Here is a 19,287-nt window from a genome sequence, read left to right as displayed (position 1 = left end):
TCGGGCCCGGCAAACGGCGGCCCGTCAGCTGGTGCGCTCGGGAATTCGGAACGTGGTGCCGACGGTCGTGCCCTCCGGGCTGCTGTGCACTTCCATCGTGTCGCTGAGGGCCCGCATCAACACCAGGCCGCGACCGCTGTTGCCCGGCTCGGCGGCCGGCGTCTTCCACGAACCCGCGTCGGTGATCCGCGTCCCGACGTGGCCATCGGTCACTTCCGCCTCGAGCAGCATCGTGCCGACCTGGTGTCCGAGGTAGGCGTGCTCGACGCAGTTGGTGCACGCTTCGTTGACGACCAGCACGATGTCGGCGGCCAGCGCCTCCGGGATCTCGGCGGCGCGCAGCCAGGTGGCCAGCCGATGCCGGACGTCGACCAATTGCCCGGCGACTGCCTCGTTTTCGAGTCGGAACCGCGTCGGCCGGTGCCGGTATATCACCATCGCGACGTCGTCGTCATAGCCCGACGGGGGCGCCAGCGCGCGGACTACGGTCTGCGGGACGGCCTCCAGGGGCAGGTTCGTCGTATCGAGCAAAATGTCTGCGGCGCGGGCGATTCCGATATCGATCGACTCGTGTTTCCGCTCGACCAGGCCGTCCGTGTACAGCATCAGCGTCGAGCCCGCCGGCAGCACCCGCGAGGCTTGCGGCCGCGGCTCGTCCCGGCGCACCGCGAGCGGCACCGAGGCGGCGTCGGTCACCACGGTCGTGGTCGCGGGCCGCGGACCGGCGACCATCGCGGGCATGTGGCCGGCATTGCTGTATTCCAGCACGCCGGTTTCGGTATCCAGGATCGCGAGAAAGACCGTGGTGCAGTAGGCATTCGGGATGAGCGACGCCGCGAGGTCGAGTTGTTCGAGCACCAGCGCCGGTTGGGCGCCGTTGATCAACAGCGCGCGCGCCGAGCTGCGCAGCTGGCCCATCACCGCGGCCGCCGGCAAGCCGCGGCCGACGCAGTCGCCGACGACGATGCCGATGCGGTTGCCGCCGATCGGCAGCACGTCATACCAGTCGCCGCCGATTTCCAAGGGCGGCACGGCGGGCTCGTAGCAGACGGCGAAGCCGGCGGGCGGCTGGACGGTGGGTAGCATGGCGCGCTGCAGGGTCAGCGAGGTTTCGCGGGCGCTCTCGAACTGGCGCACGTGCTGCATCGCCAGGCTCAGGTGGCCGATGAGCACCGTGACCAGCAGTCTGTCCTCGGCGCTGACCCACCGGGGCGTGCGCAGCTCCAGCCAGAGCGCGAGGTCTCCGGCGTTGGACAGCACCGCCACCAATCCCTGTGCCTTGCCGGGATTTTCGGGCCGATCGACCGTCTTGGCCGTCAGCGGCAGCTGATGGCGGGCATCCTGGAAGGTATTACGCAGCCAGGGATCCAGTTCGCGCCAGGAGGATTCGGGAGGATCGCCGGCAACCTGGACGGTCGGTTCGCCCCCGGCCCCCGGCCACGAGACGGCGATCACCCGCTGGACATCGATCGCCGCCCGGCATTCGTCCAGGGTGATGGCCAGCAGCTCGTCGACACTCTTGGCCACCGCTACCGCCGTCGCGAGCCGCAGTACCGCACTCTCCCGGGCCGCAAAGGCCCGCTCCGCGGTGATGTCGCGGATCGTGCCCACGTAGACGTCCCGGTCGTTGCCTACCTCGCTGACCGCGCTGATGCTGACCATCACCCACGCGAGGTGTCCGTCGCGATGCCGGATCGGGGTTTCGTACTGGGCGCTTCCGTTGGAGCGGACGAGTGCTTGCTGCTCGCGCGCGGTCTTCTTGTCGACCAGCCAGGGGTGCGGCCACCGATATGGCAGCCCGTCGGCCGGATAGCCGAGGATCTCGATCAAGGCGCTGTTCATCTCGATCACCGCGCCCTCGTGATCGGCGACGAAGAAGCCCTCCTGCAGCGAATCCACCAGTGCGGTGCGGAACCTGTCGCGATCGGCCAGCCCCTCGGCGCGCGCCCGCTCCTGCGCGAAACGCCTTGTGCCATCGAGGAATCCGCGAGTCGCGACGTCCAGGGGGGCTAGCGTCTGCAGCAGGAATTCGAGCGCGGTGGGCCGGTCGACCGACGAACGCTCGGCGAGCGCCTGGACCAATCGGAAGTGGTGCTCGATGATTTCGAGCACGCTGATGTCTTCCTGCAGGGCGCGCCGTCCGAGCTCGTGGCCGACGGCCAGGGTGTCCTCATCGCGCGCGTCCAGGTAGCCGTGCAGCGCGACGGTGTACTCGGCGTGAAAGTCGTGGTTGCCGCTCATTTCGAGGCTCCCCGGTGACGAGCGGCCAGCACCATGGCGTCGTCGGTCTCCTTGGCGTGCTTGCCCAGGAGTCCTTCGGCGATGACCACCGCGGTGGCCGCGAAGTCGATGTGGTCCAGGTAATCCTCGGCGATGCCGTCGGTGCTCATCACGAGCAGGTCACCGGGGCGGATCGGAACCACCTGGGCGGGCCTGATTTCCGGCATCCGGTAGCCGACGATGCCCCCGGTGAGGCGCGCACTGGATCGGACTTGTAACCCGGTCGGCGCCTTGGCCACCAGCTCGGCGGTGACGTTGCCGACGCCCGTCCACGACAGCGTCCCGGCCGCAAAGTCCACCCGCGCCAGCGTCATCGCGACTCCCCTCGTGCCGTCCAACATGCGATGGCAGAGCTGGACCAAGACTTCCAGCCGCTCGGCACTGGAGCGCTTGACCGTGTCGACGGCGCGCAGCGCGGCGGCCGCGGCATCCGGGCCGTGCCCGAGGCCGTCCACCACGCCGAACAGCGCGGCGCCATCGTCGATGCCGATCGCGATGCCCTGGTCGCCGGACGTGTACTCGCCGGGCAGAGGGCGCCCCGCCCTTGCCCACTCGATCGGACCCAGCCGGCCGTTCTCATGCACGGGCGGGAACCCACTTCCACATCTCGATGACCGTCCCGCGACCGAGTTTCGAGTCCACGACCAGCCGGTCCATCAGGCGGCGGGCGCCGGGCAGGCCCATCCCCAGCCCGCGTCCGGTTGAGTACCCGTCCTCCATCGCGCGCTCGATGTCGGCGATGCCGGGTCCGTCGTCCTCGGCGCGCACCACCAGGGCCCGGCGCCCCTCCCGGTCGGCCACCGTGATCCGGACGGCGCCGCGCCCCGCGTAGCTGGTGATGTTTCGGGCGATTTCGGAGATCGCCGTGGCGATCATGGTGACGTCGGTCAGCGAGAATCCGAGATCGAGTGCGAGCTGATGTCCGGCCTTGCGGGCGGCGACGATGTCGTCGGAGCTGTGAATGTCGACGACGATGTCACCCGCCACCATCGCGCCCGATCGTCGACTTCCCCACTCCGCCTTGGCGATTCAGCAGTGCGAGGCCCTCTTCGAGATCCAGTGCGGTGTTCATGTCGTCGAACGCCAGGCCCAGTTGCACCATCGCGAAGGCGACCTCCGGTTGCAGACCCACGATCACGGTGTCCGCGCCGCGCAGCCGGGTCATGTGGGCGATGGTCCGCAGCGAGCGGGCGGCGAACGAGTCCATCACGTCGATGGCGGTGACATCGACGATGATTCCCTGGGCGCGGAACCTGCTGACCCGTTCCATCAGGTCGAAGCGGAGACGTTCGGCGTCGGAGTCGGTGAGCGCCGACTGCACCGAAGCGATCAGAATCGCGCCCTGTTTCAGAATCGGTACTGGCATGGGGTGCTCGTGCTAATGGTGGTTATCCGGTCTGTTCGCCGGTGCGTGTGACTTCGTAACCGAGCAGGCGTTCGGCCTCTTCGATGCCGCCCTGCAGGTCGCCTACGGCGTTCATCTTCGACAGGTCAAGCCCGATGGTGACCAGAGTCAGCGCGATTTCGGAGGACAGGCCGGTGATGATGACGCTGGCGCCCATCAGGCCTGAGGCGTCGACCGTCTGCACCAGGTGGTTGGCCACGGTGGAGTCGATGGTCGGCACACCGGTGATGTCGATGACGACCACCTTCGCGCGGTTCGCGCGGATCGCGCGCAGCAGCTGTTCCGTGACCTGGCGGGCCCGCTGGCTGTCGAGCACGCCGATGATCGGCAGGATCAGCAGCTGCTCGCGCACTTGCAGGACCGGCGTGGAGAGCTCGCGGATGGCCTCCTGCTGCTGGCGGATGATGCGTTCGCGCTCCTGGACGAAGGACACGCCCACGGTGTTGGCGATGCGGTTGGCCGCCGGCTCGTAGGCGTCCAGCACCCGGTTCAGCATCTCGAACTCGGCTTGGTACTTCTCGAACAGGGAGCGGGCCAGCACGTCACGCAGCAGCAGCACGATGCCGAGCACCTCGTCTGTTTCCACGCCTCGGGGAATGATGCGCTCGGACAGGTCGCGGGCGTACGCCTGCAGCGCCTCGACGCTACCGGTCTCGAGCACCTCGACGTAGTTGTCGTACACGGCGGTCGCCTCGGAGAAGAGTTCCTCGGGCGTCATCGCGGTGAGAAGTTCGGCCTCGGTGATCCTGCGGGCCCATTCCTCGCGCAAAACGGTGCGGTTCTGCCGCAGGTGCTGGACCAGCTGGGGCAACAGGCCCTCGCTGACCGTCTGCGCGGCGGTGCTGGTGGTTCCGAGATCCAACGGCGAATCTGACATCTGGCCTCCCATGTGCCGCGTCGCGCCCCGCAGTATGTCTATGGGGAGACTAGCCTGGGCAATCGCGTCGCAGGTGTCGAGGGCATATTCTTCTCGCGGTTCGCATGGCAGGCTAGGCTTGCACCACACTCAAGGCCCGGACAAAGGATGGCCATTGTCAGCTCCTGATTCGATTACCACGCTGGTTACCGACCACGACGGTGTGTCCGTGGTCAGCGTCAGCGGCGAAATCGATCTGGTCACCGCTCCGGCGCTCGAGCAGGCCATCAGCGCCGTCCTCGCGGACGGTCCGACGGCACTGGTCATCGACCTTTCCGCGGTGGAATTCCTGGGCTCGGTCGGGCTGAAGATCCTGGCCGCGACGTACGAAAAACTCGGCAAATCCACCGAGTTCGGTGTCGTCGCGCGCGGGCCGGCGACCAGGAGGCCGATCCACCTCACCGGCCTGGACAAGACCTTCCCGCTGTACCCGACGCTGGACGACGCGTTGACCGCCGTCCGGGACGGCAACGTCAACCGCTGACGCGCCCGCCGAGGGGCCCCTCTCGCAGCAGGGGGACGTTTCGCCAGAAGTTGGGCTTGGGCGCTCGGGTTGGTGAGCGCGGACTTAAATAAGGCGTCCGGTGGAATGATCGGTGCTATGGGTGACGACGTCGATCATCCCGAAGATGACCAGCAGTGGGATCGCAGTGAGCGCGGCGAGACCGAAATCGAGCGGCTGGACCGCAATTGGAACAGCCTGCTGCAGGAGCTGCGCGTGGTGCAGACCGGCGTGCAGCTGCTGACCGGTTTCCTGCTGACGCTGCCGTTCCAGCAGCGCTTCGACGTCCTCGACGAACCGATGCGGGTCGCGTACCTGGTGACGGTCGGTTGTTCCGTGGGGGCGACGGTGCTACTCGTCGCCCCGGTCGGCATTCACCGGCTGCTGTTCCGGCGGCATCGCCTCCAGGTCCTGGTGTCTGCGGCGCACCGATGCGCGTACGCCGGGCTGGCCCTGCTCGGCACGGCCCTGACCGGGGTGACGATCATCGTTTTCGACTCGGTCGCCGGACGTAGCGCCGGTCTCATTGCGGGAGCTTGTGCGCTGGCGTTGTTTGCGTTCTTTTGGTGGGTCTTACCGCTGTTGCTGCGCACTCGCGGTATGTAGTGCGCCGATTCGAGTGGATTCCAGATGGTCGAGGAGATCCTGGGGATCGGTGAAAATCGGTGACGCGCCGGCCGACTCCAATTCGGCGCGCGAGATGCCGCCGCTCAGCAGTCCGATGCACGGCAGTCCCGCGGCCGCGGCGGCGTGGGCGTCCCACACGGCGTCGCCGACGAACACGGCGTGCTCGGGGTCCACGCCGGCCCGGTCCAGCGCCACCTGCACGATGCCGGGGTCCGGCTTGGCGGTGTCGACGTCGCGTGACGACGTCTTCAAGGCGATGACGTCATCGCAGTCGAGCGTCTTGAGCAGGACCTCGAGTTCGTCGTCGGGCGCCGAGGTGGCCAGCACCACTTGCAGCCCGAGGCCGGCGACGCGGCGCAGCAGCTCGCGCGCCCCGGGCAACGGTGCCAGCAGCGGGGTGACCTCTCGATAGTGGCGGCTGTGCCCGTCGCTGAGCCGGTCCTGCACGTGCTCGGGCGCGTCGTTGGACAACGTGCGCACCAATGTGTCGCCGTCCATGCCGATGCAGCGGTGGATCTGCCACGCCGCGACGGGCATGCCTTCGGCGTCGAACGCGCGCTGCCAGGCATAGACGTGCAGATAGTTGGAGTCCACCAGGGTTCCGTCCACGTCGAACAGGACGGCGGGCGCTCTGTGCATTCGCGCCGCATACCCGCGCGGGGACCCGCTGACACTCCGGCGTCGTTTGGCCCGTCGGGGCGGCGGGTAGACGCAGGCGAGCCTTCGGTGCGGTCTACCTTACGAACCGCCCTGCCACCCAAGCTTTTTCACGAGGAGGGCAGTTGGACACCCCGAAAACTGACCCGGTTGACCACCACCGCACTTCTCGGCGGCACGCCGGTGAATCGCTCACGAACGGCGCCAATGCGCCCGGCCTCGCGTGGGCGGCCCTGGCGGTGGTCGCCCTGGCCATCGGCTTGTACGCGCTCGCGGCCGGGCACGTCCTGATCGGGTCGGTCGTGGTGCTGCTGGCCGCCGTATCAGGTGCCGCGGGGGTCGCCTGGCTGTTGCAGACCCACCGCAGAGTGCGCGGCGCCGAAGTGCGCTGGCAGGCAAGGAATTCCGATCAGCCTGCGCCTCCGCCCAGCAGCTGACCGTTGCCCGGGCGACGAAACCGAAACGTTTAATTTTCGGCCTGACCGGGTAAAAGGGGCCCATGCTCGACACATCCGGTCAAGCACGTCCCAGCATCCCGGGACTGGTGGCCGCCGGCGTCTGGGCGGTCGGCCTGGCTGTCGGCGTAATCGCTCTGTTGACCGGGCATGTGGGGCCGGCGGTCGTCGCGCTGCTTCTTGCAGTCGCGGCGCCGTGGTTCGGCCTGGCGTGGGTATCACGGAGTCAGCGCCGGGCCTTCAACGTCGCATTGTTTCTGCATGGCCCGAGGGCCGACGGCTCCGCCGCGCACGCCAAGGCGCCGATCGCCTGCTGAGCCGGCCCGCAATGGACATCTTTTTGGGCGGATTAGGTGTGATCGGCATCCGATTGGGGTATCGACTGTGCCACGGGTGAGTACGGGCAAGTGCGTGCGCCCGTCGTTCAGCAGGAAGGAACAGCTATGACGACCGCAAGCGATTACGACGCACGCCGCGTATCCGACGTCGAGACCCCGGATGCATCCGCCCTACGCGAACTCGCGACCGCCGGAGCACCCACCGCGGTCGTCGACGAGGACCCCAACGATGTGGTCTTCTTCGAGCTGCCCGGCGCGGATCTCTCCGGCGAAGAACTGTCGGTGACGGTGATACCCCAGCGCTCCGACGAGTTCACTTGTTCGAGCTGTTTTTTAGTGCAGCACCGCAGCCGGTTGCGCGCCTCGAGCTCCGGGCTTCCGGTCTGCGCCGACTGCGCGTAACGGCGGCGCGGGCGGCCTTGACCAACTAGGCCCGCCGTGTTTCTGTCGTCAGCGTGCCCTTGAGCCGTCCGCCCGGCCTGCCGGCTCCGCGCATGCTTCGACCGGCGTTCGCCGCGGCGTATGCGATCGCCTATCTCGTGGGCGGCGAACGGCGGATGCTGCGGTTGATCCGCCGATACGGACCGATCATGACGATGCCCGTCCTCAGCCTGGGCAACGTGGCGATCGTGTCCGACCCCGAACTGGTCAAGCAGGTCTTCACCGCGCCGCCGGACGTGCTGGTCGGCGGCGAGGGCGTGGGACCGGCGGCGGCCATCTACGGCTCCGGATCGATGTTCGTACAGGAGGAACCCGAGCATCTGCGGCGGCGCAAACTCTTGACGCCCCCGCTGCACGGCGCGGCGCTGAGCGGTTACGTGCCGATCATGCAGAACTCCGCCCGCGCGGCGATGCACAGCTGGCCCGTTGACCGCCCCTTCGAAATGCTCAGGGCGGCACGGGCGCTGACGCTGGACGTGATCGTCAGGGTCACCTTCGGCGTCGACGATCCCGACGAGGTGCACCGGCTCGGCCGGCCCTTCGAGCGCTTGCTGAACCTCGGCGTCTCAGAGCAATTGACGGCCCGATACGCGCTGCGCCACCTGGGCGCGTTGCGAGTGTGGCCGCAGCGGACGAGGGCCAACCGCGAGATCGACGATGTCGTCATGCCGCTCATCGAGCGGCGGCGAGCAGACCCGAGCCTGGGCAACCAACCCGGCATCCTCTCGTTGCTGATGTGCGCGCGCGGCGACGACGGAGAACAGCTGTCGGACAGCGAGATTCGCGACGACCTGATCACCCTGATGCTGGCGGGCCACGAGACCACCGCGACGACGCTGGCCTGGATCTTCGACCTGCTTCTGCACCACCCCGATGCGTTAGAGCGAGTGCGTGACGAAGCCCTGAGCGGGGAGGAAGCCTTCACGACCGCGGTGATCCACGAGACGCTGCGGGTCCGGCCGCCGGCCCCGTTCACGGCCCGTGTTGCGGCGCAGCCGTTTCCGATCGGCGGCTACCTCGTCGAGGCAGGTACGCGGATCGTCGTCCACATCATCGCGATCAACCGCAACCCCCACACCTACGAGTTCCCCAACGAGTTCCGCCCGGAGAGATTCCTCGGCGCCCGACCCGAGACCTACGCGTGGGTCCCGTTCGGCGGCGGCGTGAAACGTTGTCTGGGCGCCGCGTTCTCGATGCGCGAGCTGATCACGGTGTTGCACACGCTGCTGCGCGAAGGGGAGTTCAGCGCCGTCGACGAGGAACCGGAGCGGATCGTGCGGCGCTCCATCATGCTCGCACCGCGCCACGGCACCAGGGTTCGGTTTCGCCTCCGCTGAATTGTCGTAGCCCTCCGCTACGTTTCATCACACGAGTCCGCATCGCCACCGTGAGGAGTCATGCAGCTAATCGCCGGGTCCTTGCTCCTGCTGGGGTTCGCTGTCCCTTGGTATTTCACCCAGCAGGCCACCGGCAGCGTCCCGGCGGGATTTTCGGCCGGCCTGGTCGGCCTTGCCCTGACCGTCGTCGGCCTGTTGTGGCTCGGCGTTCGGCGCGACCGCTACAGCGTCGGGCGGCAGCTCAGGCGCGACCTGCGGTACGCGGCGTCGGACCTGGCGGCCATCGATGAAATGTCGGGCGTCGAATTCGAGGAATTCGTTGCGGCCCAGCTTCGGACCGTGGGCTGGAGCGTCGCGCACACCGCCAGCACGGGTGACTACGGTGTGGACCTGATCGCGAAGCGGGACGGCGCGTGCATGGCGGTCCAGTGCAAGCGACAGGCGAAGGCCGTCGGGGTGGCCGCCGTCCAACAGGTGGTGGCCGGCGCGCGGCAGCACCGGTGCAACCAAACGGTCGTGGTGACCAATCAGGGGTTCACCAAGGCGGCCCGCCAGTTGGCGAACACCCACCGGTGCCGCCTCGTCGGGCGGGAGCAGGTCCAGATCTGGGCGCGGGCCGATCGTCGGCGCGTCCAACCGGAGTTAGAGGCCTAAGCGCAGCGCGGGCACGACATTCACTCGCGCGGCTTCGCCGCACCGGTAGGCGTGAGCGCGACCACCGGGATGGTCCGCGATGTTTTGCGTTCGTATTCGGCGAATCCGGGAAACCGCCGTCCTCATATATAGGACGCCGGACAATCAACAGTCGGGGTGGCGGGATTCGAACCCACGGCCTCTTCGTCCCGAACGAAGCGCGCTACCAAGCTGCGCCACACCCCGCTTGAAGCCACGACAGCGTATCGCACCGCCCCGCCGACTCGCCAAACCGCAGGCTATGGGCTCGACCACGCGCAGCTGCGCTCGAATTCGCCCAGCGCCTCGGCCGGCCCGGCCGGATCGAGCCCCTGCGCGCTGACCCACTCGTCGCTGAAATAGGTGTCGGCGTAGCGGTCGCCGCTGTCGGCGAGCAGGGTGACCACCGATCCGCCGCGGCCCTCGGCGACCATCTCGGCGAGCAGCCCGAAGGCGCCCCACAGGTTGGTGCCCGTCGACGGGCCCACCCGGCGGCCCAGCACGGCGCTGACGTGGCGGGCGGCGGCGATCGACGCCGCGTCGGGGACCGCGACCATGCGGTCGACCACGTCGGCCAGAAACGACGGCTCGACCCGGGGCCGGCCGATGCCCTCGATGCGAGAGGACCCGGACATCACGATGTCGCAGCGGCCTTCGGCGTAGGCGGGAAAGAAGGCGGAGTTCTCCGGATCGACGACGCACAGCCGGGTGGCGTGCCGCCGGTAGCGGATGTAGCGGCCGATGGTCGCGCTGGTCCCGCCGGTGCCTGCGCCGACCACGATCCACTCCGGGATGGGATGCGTCTCCTCGCCCATCTGTTCGTAGATCGACTCGGCGATGTTGTTGTTTCCGCGCCAGTCGGTGGCGCGCTCGGCATTGGTGAATTGGTCCAGGTAATGGCCGCCGGTGTCGCGGGCGACGCGCTCGGCCTCGGCGTACACCTCGCCCGAGTCAGTCACGAAATGGCAACGGCCGCCTTGGGATTCGATCAGCGCGACCTTGGAGGCGCTGGTCGACGCGGGCATGACGGCGACGAACGGCAGCCCCAGCAGGGCCGCGAAGTAGGCTTCCGACACCGCCGTCGAACCCGAGGAGGCCTCGACGACCGTGGTGCCCTCGCCGATCCACCCGTTGCACAGCGCGTACAGGAACAGCGAGCGCGCCAGCCGGTGCTTGAGGCTGCCGGTGATGTGCGTGCTCTCGTCCTTGAGGTACAGCGCGACGTCGGCGTCACCACCCCAGGCCGACGGCAGCGGGTAGCGCAGCAGGTGGGTGTCGGCGCTGCGGCGCGCGTCGGCCTGGATCAGCCGGATCGCGTCGTCGGTCCAGCTTCGTGGCAGGGTGCGGACCGCGATCCGGGTCCGGTGACTCAACGCACCGAAGCGGTCGGCTGCGAACGGCTCAGGTCGCTGGTGGAATCGCGGTCGCCCATCGGGCTGGCGATCAGCGTCAGCAGGGTCGCCTCGGGCCGGCAGCAGAACCGCACGGGCGCAAAGGGCGACGTGCCGATCCCGGCGGAGACGTGCAGCGCCATGTTCGCGCCCCAGCGCGACGGCCCCTTGGCCCGCGAGCGGTCCAAGCCGCAGTTGGTCACCAGGGCGCCGTAGAACGGCAGACACAGCTGCCCGCCATGGGTGTGCCCGGCCATCACCAGCTGGTAGCCGTCGGCGGCGAAGCGATCCAGCACCCGAGGCTCGGGCGAGTGCGTCAAACCGAGCCGGAGGTTCGCGGCCGGGCTGGCCGGCCCCGCGATCGCGTCGTAGCGGTCCCGGTCGATATGCGGGTCGTCCACGCCCGCGGCGGCGATGTGCAGCCCGGCCACCTCGAACTCGCGGCGGGTGTGCGTCAGGTCGAGCCAGCCGCGCTCGGTGAACGCCGCCCGCAGGTCCTGCCAGGGCAGGGGCTCGCCGCGGACCCGGTGCGACGGGTTGGTCAGGTAGTTCAGCGGGTTCTTCAGGCGGGGCCCGAAGTAGTCGTTGCTGCCGAACACGAAGACGCCTGGCCGCGACAGCAGGTCGCCCAGGGTCTGCACCACCGCGGGCACCGCCTTGGGGTGCGCCAGGTTGTCGCCGGTGTTGACGACCAGGTCGGGCTCCCAGGCCGCCAGCTCGCGCAGCCAGGCCTGTTTGCGGCGCTGGTTGGGCAGCATGTGGAGATCGCTGATGTGCAGCACCCGCAGCGGCGTGGAGCCCGGGCTCAGGACGGGCATGGTTATCTCGCGCAGGACGAACGCGTTGCGCTCGACGAGCGCGGCATAACCGATGCCGGCCAGGGTCGAGCCGACCGCGACGGCGCCGGTGCGCATCAGGACGGGCAGCGCCCCGCGACGATGCGGTCCGCGTAGCGGACCGAGGAGAAGCGGGGCAGTCGGGCGAACGTCAGCCATGCAGGAAGCCTACTGCCGGTTGCGGTCTCGGCGCGTATAGCTTGCGCCACAACACGCTTATGCGGGCCCCTTATGGAGGGGGCGCCCCGGGCGGCGGCGGCGGCGCCAGCAGCGGAATCGTGATCGGCGGCAGGCCCGGAATCTCGACCACCTGCGACCCCACCACCGGCGGCGCGCCCTCGGGCGGCGGGGGCGGCGCCGGCGGGATGCCGTTGCTGACCTGGATCGTGATGATCGACCCCGGAATCGTCTGGCCGGACGGCGACGTCCCGACCACCTCGCCCAGCTTCGCGGTGCTGTTCACGGAGTTGGTCTGGTCGGCGACCGGGAAACCGGCCTCCTTGATGCGCTGGCGGGCCGCGTCGACGTCCAGGCCGGTGACGGCGGGCACCCGCGAAGCGGGGGAACCCTCGACGTAGCGGGGGTCGGTCGGCGGCAGCTTCACCTCGCCGAAGCTGGTCGCGATCGGTTTCATCGCGGTGAACCAGGTGCGCGCCGGCTCGTTACCGCCGTAGAGGTCCCCCTCGCCGCAGTGACGCAGCGGGGCGGAGCACAAATCCGTCGGATTGGGTGAATCGTCGTAGATGTAGTTGGCGGCCGCGTAGTGGCTGGTGAATCCCACGAAGCCGGACGAGCGGTGGGCCTCGGTGGTGCCGGTCTTGCCCGACACCGGCAGGTCCCAGCCCGCCGCGCCGGCCGAGCCCGCCGCCGTGCCGCTGCCCACGGCGTCCTTGCTCATCGCGTTGGCCATGGTGTTGGCCAGCCCCTCGGGCACCACCTGATCGCAGGTCTCGGTCGTCACGGAGACCTCGTTGCCGTTGCGGTCGATCAACTTGTCGATCGGGTTCGGGGGGCACCACACGCCGCCGGAGGCCAGCGTGGCCGCGACGTTGGACAACTCCAGCGCGTTCACCTCGATCGGGCCGAGGGTGAACGAGCCGATGTTCTGCCGTTTGACGAAGTCGGCCAGGCTCTCGTTGCTGTCGCGGTTGTAGTCGCGCGCGGTGCCCGGATCGGCGTAGGACCGCAGCCCCAACTTGATCGCCATGTCCACCGTGCGGCTAACGCCCACCTGCTGGATCAACTTGGCGAACGCGGTGTTGGGCGAGGTGGCCAGCGCGTCGGTCACGTTCATGGAGCCCCGGTAGTTACCTGCGTTGACGACGCACCAGGTGTCCTTCGGGCAACCCTTGGCGCCGCCGCTTCCCATGCCCTTGGCCTGGAACCGGCCCGGAACCTCGAGCGTGGCGTTGATGCCCATGCCCATGTCCAGCGCGGCGGCGGTGGTGAAGATCTTGAAAACCGACCCGGCGCCGTCGCCGACGAGGGAGAACGGTTGCGGTCGCATCGTCTCGCCGGCGTCGAGGTTCAGGCCATAGGTGCGGTTGCTGGCCATCGCCATCACGTGGTGGGACGTCTTGCCCGGCTCGATCACGCTCATCACGCTCGAGATGCCCGGCAGGGTCGGGCTGGCGTACTTGTCGATGGCCGCCTTGACCGGGATCTGCACGTCCGGGTCCAACGTGGTGCGGATCAGGTAGCCGCCCTTGGCCACCTGTTCCTTACTGATCCCGGCGCGGGACAGGTACTCCTGGACATAGTCGCAGAAGAAGGCGCGGTCGCCGGCCGCGATGCAGCCGCGGGGCAGTTCGTTGGGTTGGGGCAGCACGCCCAGCGGCGTGGCCTTGGCGGCGCGCAGGGCGTCGGCCTCCTGGGGCAGGTTCTCGACCATGGTGTCGAGGACCAGGTTCCGTCGGGCCAGGGCGCCGTCGGGGTTGGTGTACGGGTTGAGCGCGCTGGTCGACTGCACCATGCCCGCGAGCAGGGCCGCCTGCTGCCAGTTCAGGTCCGACGCATTGATGCCGAAGTAGGTCTGGGCCGCGTCCTGCACGCCGAACGAGCCGTTACCGAACGACACCAGGTTCAGGTAGCGCGTCAGGATCTCCGGTTTGGTGAAGGTCTTGTCCAGCGTGAGCGCCATCCGGATCTCGCGCAGCTTGCGCGCCGGGGTGGTTTCAACCGCCGCGCGCTTCTCGGCATCGGTCTGGGCGGTCACCAACAGTTGGTAGTTCTTGATGTACTGCTGTTCGATGGTCGAGCCGCCCCGGGTGTCCACGTCGCCGGAGGCGTAGCCGGCCAGCCCCGTCAGCGTGCCCTTCCAGTCCACCCCGTTGTGGTCGGCGAAGCGCTTGTCCTCGATCGAGACGATCGCCAGTTTCATGGTGTTGGCGATCTTGTCGGTGGGCACCTCGAAGCGGCGCTGAGAGTACAGCCACGCGATGACGTTGCCCTTCTTGTCGACCATCGTCGACACCGCGGGAACCTCGCCTTGCGTCAGCTGGGCGGACCCGTTGGCGACGACCTCAGAGGCCCGATTGGACATCAGCCCGATTCCACCGGCGAGCGGAAACATCAGGGCCGTGGCGACGACGCTGGCCAACAAACAGCACCCCGCGAGCTTGAGAACCGTGAGGACGGCCGGCGGACGGTCTGACATGCGTACTAGGGTAGCCGCCCCGGGTCACCCGGCCAGGCCCCGCGATGAGCAGAGGCCTTCCCACACCGTGACCAGCGAACTTACCATTAGGGATGGTAAAAAATTGTCGCCGCCGTCACTGATGAGCCGTCGGGGTAAAGTGCGCGGTGCCGTGCTCGGGTTTATGCTTTTCGGCAAGACTGCACGCCCGTCCCAAAAAAAGCGTTATGAGACTGTTGCGCAATTGCCACCTGACCACCTAACTTAGACACACGGTGAGATTCAGATAACACCGATTTGCATGGTGTGGCGTAGATCGCAGCAGGGTCTGCACCCGAGGAGGGCGGCCGCGACTGGCGGTCGGAAGGAAGGGAACAGCTCGTGTCAGGTTCACGGCCAGCCGCGCGTCGAACGAACATCGCGGCTGCTCAGGGCGTATTACACAGTGTTGACGCCGAGGAACGGATCGCATGGGTTTCAAAGGCGCTATGTCGGACCACTGACCCCGACGAACTGTTTGTTCGCGGGGCCGCCCAGCGCAAGGCGGCGGTGATCTGCCGCCACTGCCCCGTGATGCAGGAGTGTGGGGCGGACGCGTTGGACAACAAGGTCGAGTTCGGGGTGTGGGGCGGGATGACCGAGCGCCAGCGCCGGGCCCTGCTCAAGCAGCATCCCGAGGTCATCTCCTGGCAGGACTTCTTCGAGAAGCGCCGCGGCCGCAGCGTCGGCTGACCGGAGTATTATACGAACGCGTCAGGCAATTCCTGGCGCAAGCGAACTGACGGTCCTGAAAGTAACTGTTTTCATGATTACGGAACTGTTACACCCTAAGCGGACCTCTTAATCATCGTGTGTTCAATATAGCTCTGGCTCGTGTTGGATGCGAGCTGGCTTGTGCCCAATAGGAATTCGACAGCAACGCACCGGCCGGTTTTGACCAAGGCTGGCACGTGTCGAATAGCGTCTGCGAGCGCCTGACTGGCGGCTGCTCAAGAAATTGATTCGCTCGGCGGGCGCTCACCGAGCGTTCTCAGCGCCCCACAGCGCGGGCCGCCTCGTCGCCGACGGGGTTCGGATGCGCCGGCTCCTCAGCGCCCCACAGCGCGGGCCGCCTCGTCGCCGACGGCGGTGATCTGATCGGCGAGCGCCCGCAGCGCGTCCAGGTCCGAAACGTCGAACGGCAGCGACGGAACCCCGACGACCGGCACGTGCGGGTGGGCCCCGGTGAAGCGAGAGAGCAGCCTGATTTCCCGCTTGGCGGTCTGCGCACGGTCGGCATGGATCCTCAGCACGGAGGAAGCCAGCGCGGCGGCCTCGGAATCGAGCGCGTCCAGCGTCTCGCTGCCGTCGATCGCCCGCTCGACCGGCAGGGAGCACAGCGTCGGGTGGGTGCGGTTCAGCACCAGCCCCGCGAGCGGCATGCCCTCCTGCGACAGCCGGTCAACGAAGAAGGCCGCCTCGCGCAGCGCGTCGGGCTCGGCGGCCGACACCACGACGAACTGTGTGCCGCGCCGCTTCAACAGTGAGTAGGTGCGGTCGGCCTTTTCCCGCCAACCGCCGAAGGTCGATTCCAGTGACTGCACGAATGAGCCGATGTCGCTGAGCAATTGAGAGCCCATGATCGTGGACATGCCCTTCATCGCCAAACCCATTGCGCCGGTGACCAATCGGCCGATGCCGCGGCCGGGTGCGAGCAGCAGTCGCCACAGCCGGCTATCCATGAAGCTGCCCAACCGTTTCGGCGCATCCAGGAAGTCCAGCGCGTTGCGCGACGGCGGGGTGTCCACCACGATGAGGTCCCAGCGGTCCTGGCTCAGCAATTGGCCGAGCTTCTCCATCGCCATGTATTCCTGCGTGCCGGCAAGCGACGTCGCGACCGTCTGGTAGAACTGGTTGTTCAGCAACGCCTCTGCCCGCTCGGGGCCGGAGTACTGCATCACCATCTCGTCGAAGGTGCGGCGCATGTCAAGCATCATGGCGTGCAGCTCGCCGGATACCTCGGGCGCCAAGGGCACCCGCTGCGGGGCGTTGCCAAGGTCGTTGACCCCGAGCGCCTGTGCCAGGCGCTTGGCCGGGTCGATCGTCAAAACACACACGGTGCGGCCATATTCGGCGGCGCGCATCGCCATGGCGGCCGCGGTGGTCGTCTTGCCGACCCCGCCGGCGCCGCAGCACACGACCACCCGGTTGGACCGGTCGGCCAGGATGGCGGCCATATCAAGGGTTTTCGCTGTGACGCTCATCGGACCCCCTGCTGCGCAAGCGTTTCCGACAGCTCATACAGGCTGCCGAGGTCGATGCCGTCGGAAATCGCCGGCAGTTCCAGCCGCGGAACCTTCAGCGCATCGAGTTGCTGCGCCGTCTCCGCGCGTGCGGCGATCCGGGTCGCGTGCTGAATGGTTTCCGTGAGCAGGCCCGCGAAGTCGGTGTCGCTGAGCTTGATTCCGGCCATCTGAAGGCCGGCCCGCACGGAGTCCGCGTCCACGTCCCCCTCGGCGGCCTTCGCCAGATCGCGCGGCTCGAGGAACGAGGGGATGTTGCGGTTCACGATCACGCTGCCGATCGGCAGTTCCATCTCGGCGAGCTCCTCGATGGCTTCGAGCGTTTCCTGCACCGGCAGCGCCTCCAGCAGCGTGACCAAATGGATGGCGGTCTGATCGGAGTGCAGCAGCCTCACCACACCCTCGGATTGCGAGTGCACCGGTCCGCCCTTGGCCAGGTCGGACACCGCCTTGGTGACATCGAGGAAGCGCGCGATGCGGCCCGTCGGCGGCGCGTCGACGACCACCGCGTCGTAGACCGGGTTCTTGGCCCCCTTGTCGAGGCGCACCACCGACTCCTTGATCTTGCCGGTGAGCAGCACGTCGCGCAGGCCGGGCGCGATCGTCGTCGCGAACTCGATGGCGCCGATACGGCGCATCGCGCGGCCCGCGATGCCCAGGTTGTAGAACATGTCCAGGTATTCCAGGAACGCGGCCTCGATGTCGATGGCCAGCGCGTTGACCTGCCCGCCGCGCTCGGCGGTGGCGATCTTGACCTCCTCGTAGGGCAGCGGCGGGACGTCGAAAAGTTGTGCAATCCCTTGGCGGCCTTCGACTTCGACGAGGAGGACCTTACGGCCGCCCGCCGCCAGCGTCAGGGCGAGCGCGGCCGCGACCGTCGACTTACCCGTCCCGCCTTTGCCGGTTACGAAATGTAGGCGCGCCTTCGACAGGCGCGCGGGCCAACCGACGGAACTACCGCCGCTTTCAGTGGATGCCACCTTCGCATGCTAGCCCGACCGCCGCACCGCACTTGGGCTGGCCAGAGCCGTTGACGGCCGACCGATAAGCTCGCGTCATGAGCCAACCCACCGCATGGGAATACGTCACGGTCCCGCTGCTGACGCACGCCACCAAACAGATCCTCGACCAGTGGGGCGCCGACGGCTGGGAGTTGGTGTCCGTCCTGCCCGGACCCACCGGCGAGCAGCACGTCGCGTACCTGAAGCGCCCCAAGTAGAGATGAGCGCGTCCGCCCGGCTCGGGCAGCTCGGCCTCGCGCTGCCGGAGGTGGTTGCGCCGCTGGCGTCGTACGTTCCCGCGGTGCGGGTCGGCAACCTGGTCTACACGTCGGGCCAGCTACCGATGGAGGGCGGCAAGCTCCCGCGGACCGGCAAGGTCGGCGCCGATGTCAGCCCCGAGGACGCCAACTCGCTGGCGCGGATGTGCGCGCTCAACGCGCTGGCCGCGGTGCATTCGCTGGTGGGCATCGACACCGTCGCGCGGGTGGTCAAGGTCGTCGGGTTCGTCGCATCGGCTCCGGGTTTCAACGGCCAGCCAAGCGTCATCAACGGGGCGTCCGACCTGCTCGGCGAGGTGTTCGGTGACCAAGGCGCGCACGCGCGTTCGGCGGTCGGCGTCTCCGAGCTGCCGATGGACGCGCCGGTGGAAGTGGAGCTGATCGTGGAGGTCGGCTGACGGCCGTGACCGAGACCGCTGAGTCGTTGACCCATCCCGCATACGGCATGTTGCGGGCGGTCACCGACACTGCCTCGGTCCTCTTGGCCGACAACCCGGGCCCGATGACGCTGGAGGGCACCAACACCTGGGTGCTGCGCGGTCCGCGCAGCGACGAGCTGGTGATCGTGGATCCGGGCCCCGATGACGACGGGCACATCGCCCGGATCGCGGCGCTGGGCCGCGTCGCGCTGGTCCTGATCAGCCACCGGCACCCCGACCACACCGACGGCATCGACAAGCTGGTGGAGCTGACCGGGGCGACGGTCCGGTCCGCGGGCAGCGGATTCCTGCGCGGCCTCGGCGGTCACCTCACCGACGGCGAGGTCATCGACGCGGCCGGCCTCAAGATCAAAGTCATGGCGACACCCGGCCACACCGCCGACTCGCTGTCGTTCCTGCTCGATGACGCCGTGCTGACCGCGGACACCGTGCTGGGCCGCGGCACCACCGTCATCGACAAGGAGGACGGCAGCCTGGCCGACTACCTGGAATCGCTGCGGCGGCTACGCGGTTTGGGCCGGCGCACGGTGCTGCCGGGACACGGACCGCAGCTGGCCGACCTGGAATCCGTCGCGTCCGGCTACCTCACGCACCGGCACGAACGTCTGGAGCAGGTGCGTGCCGCGCTGTGGGATCTCGGTAACGAGGCCACCACGCGCGAGATCGTCGAATACGTCTATGTCGACGTCGACGAGAAGCTCTGGGATGTGGCCGAATGGTCGGTGCAGGCTCAGCTGGACTACCTGCGTCGCGACTGAAACCGCGAGCAGACACAGACTCGCACGCCAAAGGCG

Annotated in this window: 22 protein-coding genes and 1 tRNA gene; 11 read left to right on the top strand and 12 right to left on the bottom strand. The window is 68.1% G+C overall.

Annotation, left to right across the window (positions count from 1 at the left end):
- Window positions 1–24: 24 nt before the first annotated feature.
- Genes AC5Y5E_RS22180 through AC5Y5E_RS22160 form a run of 5 tightly spaced genes read right to left on the bottom strand, consistent with a single transcriptional unit; the run spans window position 25 to window position 4,562 of the window.
- Complete coding sequence (locus AC5Y5E_RS22180) at window positions 25–2,241, bottom strand: SpoIIE family protein phosphatase (protein ID WP_499905087.1); 2,217 nt, start codon at window positions 2,239–2,241, stop codon at window positions 25–27.
- Complete coding sequence (locus tag AC5Y5E_RS22175; RefSeq protein WP_499905707.1) at window positions 2,238–2,810, bottom strand: SpoIIE family protein phosphatase; 573 nt, start codon at window positions 2,808–2,810, stop codon at window positions 2,238–2,240. Before AC5Y5E_RS22175 ends, AC5Y5E_RS22180 begins: the two co-directional genes overlap by 4 nt.
- 46 nt (window positions 2,811–2,856) lie before the next feature.
- Complete coding sequence (locus AC5Y5E_RS22170; protein ID WP_499905706.1) at window positions 2,857–3,267, bottom strand: anti-sigma regulatory factor; 411 nt, start codon at window positions 3,265–3,267, stop codon at window positions 2,857–2,859.
- On the bottom strand, window positions 3,257–3,646 hold the full coding sequence (locus AC5Y5E_RS22165) for an STAS domain-containing protein (protein ID WP_066938003.1): 390 nt from the start codon (window positions 3,644–3,646) through the stop codon (window positions 3,257–3,259). The genes AC5Y5E_RS22170 and AC5Y5E_RS22165 overlap by 11 nt, the downstream gene beginning before the upstream one ends.
- Before the next feature lie 22 nt (window positions 3,647–3,668).
- A complete protein-coding gene (locus AC5Y5E_RS22160; protein ID WP_499905086.1) occupies window positions 3,669–4,562 on the bottom strand; it encodes an STAS domain-containing protein in 894 nt (297 codons plus the stop codon).
- 154 nt (window positions 4,563–4,716) lie between these two features.
- Here AC5Y5E_RS22160 and AC5Y5E_RS22155 point away from each other — a divergent pair, with 154 nt between their 5' ends.
- Complete coding sequence (locus tag AC5Y5E_RS22155; RefSeq protein WP_499905084.1) at window positions 4,717–5,085, top strand: STAS domain-containing protein; 369 nt, start codon at window positions 4,717–4,719, stop codon at window positions 5,083–5,085.
- 117 nt (window positions 5,086–5,202) lie between these two features.
- A complete protein-coding gene (locus tag AC5Y5E_RS22150; RefSeq protein ID WP_499905083.1) occupies window positions 5,203–5,709 on the top strand; it encodes a DUF6328 family protein in 507 nt (168 codons plus the stop codon).
- Here the strand turns inward: AC5Y5E_RS22150 and AC5Y5E_RS22145 are convergent.
- Window positions 5,677–6,369, bottom strand: a complete 693-nt coding sequence (locus AC5Y5E_RS22145) for an HAD family hydrolase (RefSeq protein ID WP_499905081.1) — start codon at window positions 6,367–6,369, stop codon at window positions 5,677–5,679. The genes AC5Y5E_RS22150 and AC5Y5E_RS22145 overlap by 33 nt on opposite strands.
- A gap of 143 nt (window positions 6,370–6,512) precedes the next feature.
- On the opposite strand from AC5Y5E_RS22145, the gene AC5Y5E_RS22140 reads away from it, so the two are divergent.
- From AC5Y5E_RS22140 to AC5Y5E_RS22120, 5 genes are all read left to right on the top strand, one after another.
- Complete coding sequence (locus tag AC5Y5E_RS22140) at window positions 6,513–6,824, top strand: hypothetical protein (protein WP_499905080.1); 312 nt, start codon at window positions 6,513–6,515, stop codon at window positions 6,822–6,824.
- Between the two features lie 62 nt (window positions 6,825–6,886).
- Window positions 6,887–7,159 (top strand): hypothetical protein, encoded by a 273-nt coding sequence (locus tag AC5Y5E_RS22135; protein WP_499905078.1) that lies wholly within the window; start codon window positions 6,887–6,889, stop codon window positions 7,157–7,159.
- Window positions 7,160–7,285: 126 nt separating this feature from the next.
- A complete protein-coding gene (locus tag AC5Y5E_RS22130) occupies window positions 7,286–7,582 on the top strand; it encodes a DUF4193 domain-containing protein (protein WP_499905077.1) in 297 nt (98 codons plus the stop codon).
- A gap of 92 nt (window positions 7,583–7,674) precedes the next feature.
- Window positions 7,675–8,958: a cytochrome P450 gene (locus tag AC5Y5E_RS22125; RefSeq protein ID WP_499905076.1), complete on the top strand. Its 1,284-nt coding sequence runs from the start codon at window positions 7,675–7,677 to the stop codon at window positions 8,956–8,958.
- A 60-nt stretch (window positions 8,959–9,018) separates the two neighbouring features.
- Complete coding sequence (locus AC5Y5E_RS22120; RefSeq protein ID WP_499905074.1) at window positions 9,019–9,612, top strand: restriction endonuclease; 594 nt, start codon at window positions 9,019–9,021, stop codon at window positions 9,610–9,612.
- A gap of 151 nt (window positions 9,613–9,763) precedes the next feature.
- Here AC5Y5E_RS22120 and AC5Y5E_RS22115 read toward each other — a convergent pair.
- From AC5Y5E_RS22115 to ponA2, 4 genes are all read right to left on the bottom strand, one after another.
- A tRNA-Pro gene (locus AC5Y5E_RS22115) sits at window positions 9,764–9,837 on the bottom strand.
- A 53-nt stretch (window positions 9,838–9,890) separates the two neighbouring features.
- Window positions 9,891–11,003: an L-cysteine desulfhydrase Cds1 gene (gene cds1 / locus AC5Y5E_RS22110; RefSeq protein WP_499905073.1), complete on the bottom strand. Its 1,113-nt coding sequence runs from the start codon at window positions 11,001–11,003 to the stop codon at window positions 9,891–9,893.
- Window positions 11,000–11,935: a metallophosphoesterase gene (locus AC5Y5E_RS22105; RefSeq protein ID WP_499905704.1), complete on the bottom strand. Its 936-nt coding sequence runs from the start codon at window positions 11,933–11,935 to the stop codon at window positions 11,000–11,002. The genes cds1 and AC5Y5E_RS22105 overlap by 4 nt, the downstream gene beginning before the upstream one ends.
- A 151-nt stretch (window positions 11,936–12,086) precedes the next feature.
- Window positions 12,087–14,513, bottom strand: a complete 2,427-nt coding sequence (gene ponA2, locus AC5Y5E_RS22100) for a transglycosylase/D,D-transpeptidase PonA2 (RefSeq protein WP_499905072.1) — start codon at window positions 14,511–14,513, stop codon at window positions 12,087–12,089.
- Window positions 14,514–14,873: 360 nt separating this feature from the next.
- On the opposite strand from ponA2, the gene AC5Y5E_RS22095 reads away from it, so the two are divergent.
- Window positions 14,874–15,224 carry a WhiB family transcriptional regulator gene (locus AC5Y5E_RS22095; protein ID WP_499881476.1) on the top strand — a complete coding sequence of 117 codons (351 nt, stop codon included), beginning with the start codon at window positions 14,874–14,876 and terminating at the stop codon, window positions 15,222–15,224.
- Window positions 15,225–15,580: 356 nt separating this feature from the next.
- On the opposite strand, the gene bagB is transcribed toward AC5Y5E_RS22095, so the two are convergent.
- Window positions 15,581–16,735 carry an ATPase BagB gene (gene bagB / locus AC5Y5E_RS22090; protein WP_499905070.1) on the bottom strand — a complete coding sequence of 385 codons (1,155 nt, stop codon included), beginning with the start codon at window positions 16,733–16,735 and terminating at the stop codon, window positions 15,581–15,583.
- Window positions 16,732–17,754 (bottom strand): ATPase BagA, encoded by a 1,023-nt coding sequence (bagA, locus tag AC5Y5E_RS22085; RefSeq protein WP_499905069.1) that lies wholly within the window; start codon window positions 17,752–17,754, stop codon window positions 16,732–16,734. The genes bagB and bagA overlap by 4 nt, the downstream gene beginning before the upstream one ends.
- Window positions 17,755–17,831: 77 nt before the next feature.
- On the opposite strand from bagA, the gene sp36 reads away from it, so the two are divergent.
- The 3 genes from sp36 to AC5Y5E_RS22070 are packed head-to-tail and all read left to right on the top strand — an operon-like array spanning window position 17,832 to window position 19,251.
- Window positions 17,832–17,993, top strand: coding sequence for a Sp36 family protein (sp36, locus tag AC5Y5E_RS22080; RefSeq protein WP_007166633.1), 162 nt, complete (start codon window positions 17,832–17,834; stop codon window positions 17,991–17,993).
- Between the two features lie 2 nt (window positions 17,994–17,995).
- Window positions 17,996–18,451, top strand: a complete 456-nt coding sequence (locus tag AC5Y5E_RS22075; RefSeq protein WP_499905067.1) for a RidA family protein — start codon at window positions 17,996–17,998, stop codon at window positions 18,449–18,451.
- Window positions 18,452–18,456: 5 nt separating this feature from the next.
- Complete coding sequence (locus AC5Y5E_RS22070) at window positions 18,457–19,251, top strand: MBL fold metallo-hydrolase (RefSeq protein WP_499905065.1); 795 nt, start codon at window positions 18,457–18,459, stop codon at window positions 19,249–19,251.
- Window positions 19,252–19,287 lie beyond the last annotated feature (36 nt).

The sequence above is a fragment of the Mycobacterium sp. NGS54 genome (assembly GCF_059812465.1).
This window is presented reverse-complemented; position numbering and strand designations above follow the sequence as displayed.

Bases quoted from the DNA above. Each gene is read 5' to 3' on its own strand.
- AC5Y5E_RS22180 (WP_499905087.1), bottom strand. From the start codon at position 2,241: ATGAGCGGCAACCACGACTTTCACGCCGAGTACACCGTCGCGCTGCAC.
- AC5Y5E_RS22165 (WP_066938003.1), bottom strand. From the start codon at position 3,646: ATGCCAGTACCGATTCTGAAACAGGGCGCGATTCTGATCGCTTCGGTG.
- AC5Y5E_RS22160 (WP_499905086.1), bottom strand. From the start codon at position 4,562: ATGTCAGATTCGCCGTTGGATCTCGGAACCACCAGCACCGCCGCGCAG.
- AC5Y5E_RS22150 (WP_499905083.1), top strand. From the start codon at position 5,203: ATGGGTGACGACGTCGATCATCCCGAAGATGACCAGCAGTGGGATCGC.
- AC5Y5E_RS22145 (WP_499905081.1), bottom strand. From the start codon at position 6,369: ATGCACAGAGCGCCCGCCGTCCTGTTCGACGTGGACGGAACCCTGGTG.
- AC5Y5E_RS22135 (WP_499905078.1), top strand. From the start codon at position 6,887: ATGCTCGACACATCCGGTCAAGCACGTCCCAGCATCCCGGGACTGGTG.
- AC5Y5E_RS22130 (WP_499905077.1), top strand. From the start codon at position 7,286: ATGACGACCGCAAGCGATTACGACGCACGCCGCGTATCCGACGTCGAG.
- AC5Y5E_RS22125 (WP_499905076.1), top strand. From the start codon at position 7,675: ATGCTTCGACCGGCGTTCGCCGCGGCGTATGCGATCGCCTATCTCGTG.
- AC5Y5E_RS22120 (WP_499905074.1), top strand. From the start codon at position 9,019: ATGCAGCTAATCGCCGGGTCCTTGCTCCTGCTGGGGTTCGCTGTCCCT.
- AC5Y5E_RS22105 (WP_499905704.1), bottom strand. From the start codon at position 11,935: ATGCGCACCGGCGCCGTCGCGGTCGGCTCGACCCTGGCCGGCATCGGT.
- ponA2 (WP_499905072.1), bottom strand. From the start codon at position 14,513: ATGTCAGACCGTCCGCCGGCCGTCCTCACGGTTCTCAAGCTCGCGGGG.
- bagB (WP_499905070.1), bottom strand. From the start codon at position 16,735: ATGAGCGTCACAGCGAAAACCCTTGATATGGCCGCCATCCTGGCCGAC.
- sp36 (WP_007166633.1), top strand. From the start codon at position 17,832: ATGAGCCAACCCACCGCATGGGAATACGTCACGGTCCCGCTGCTGACG.
- AC5Y5E_RS22075 (WP_499905067.1), top strand. From the start codon at position 17,996: ATGAGCGCGTCCGCCCGGCTCGGGCAGCTCGGCCTCGCGCTGCCGGAG.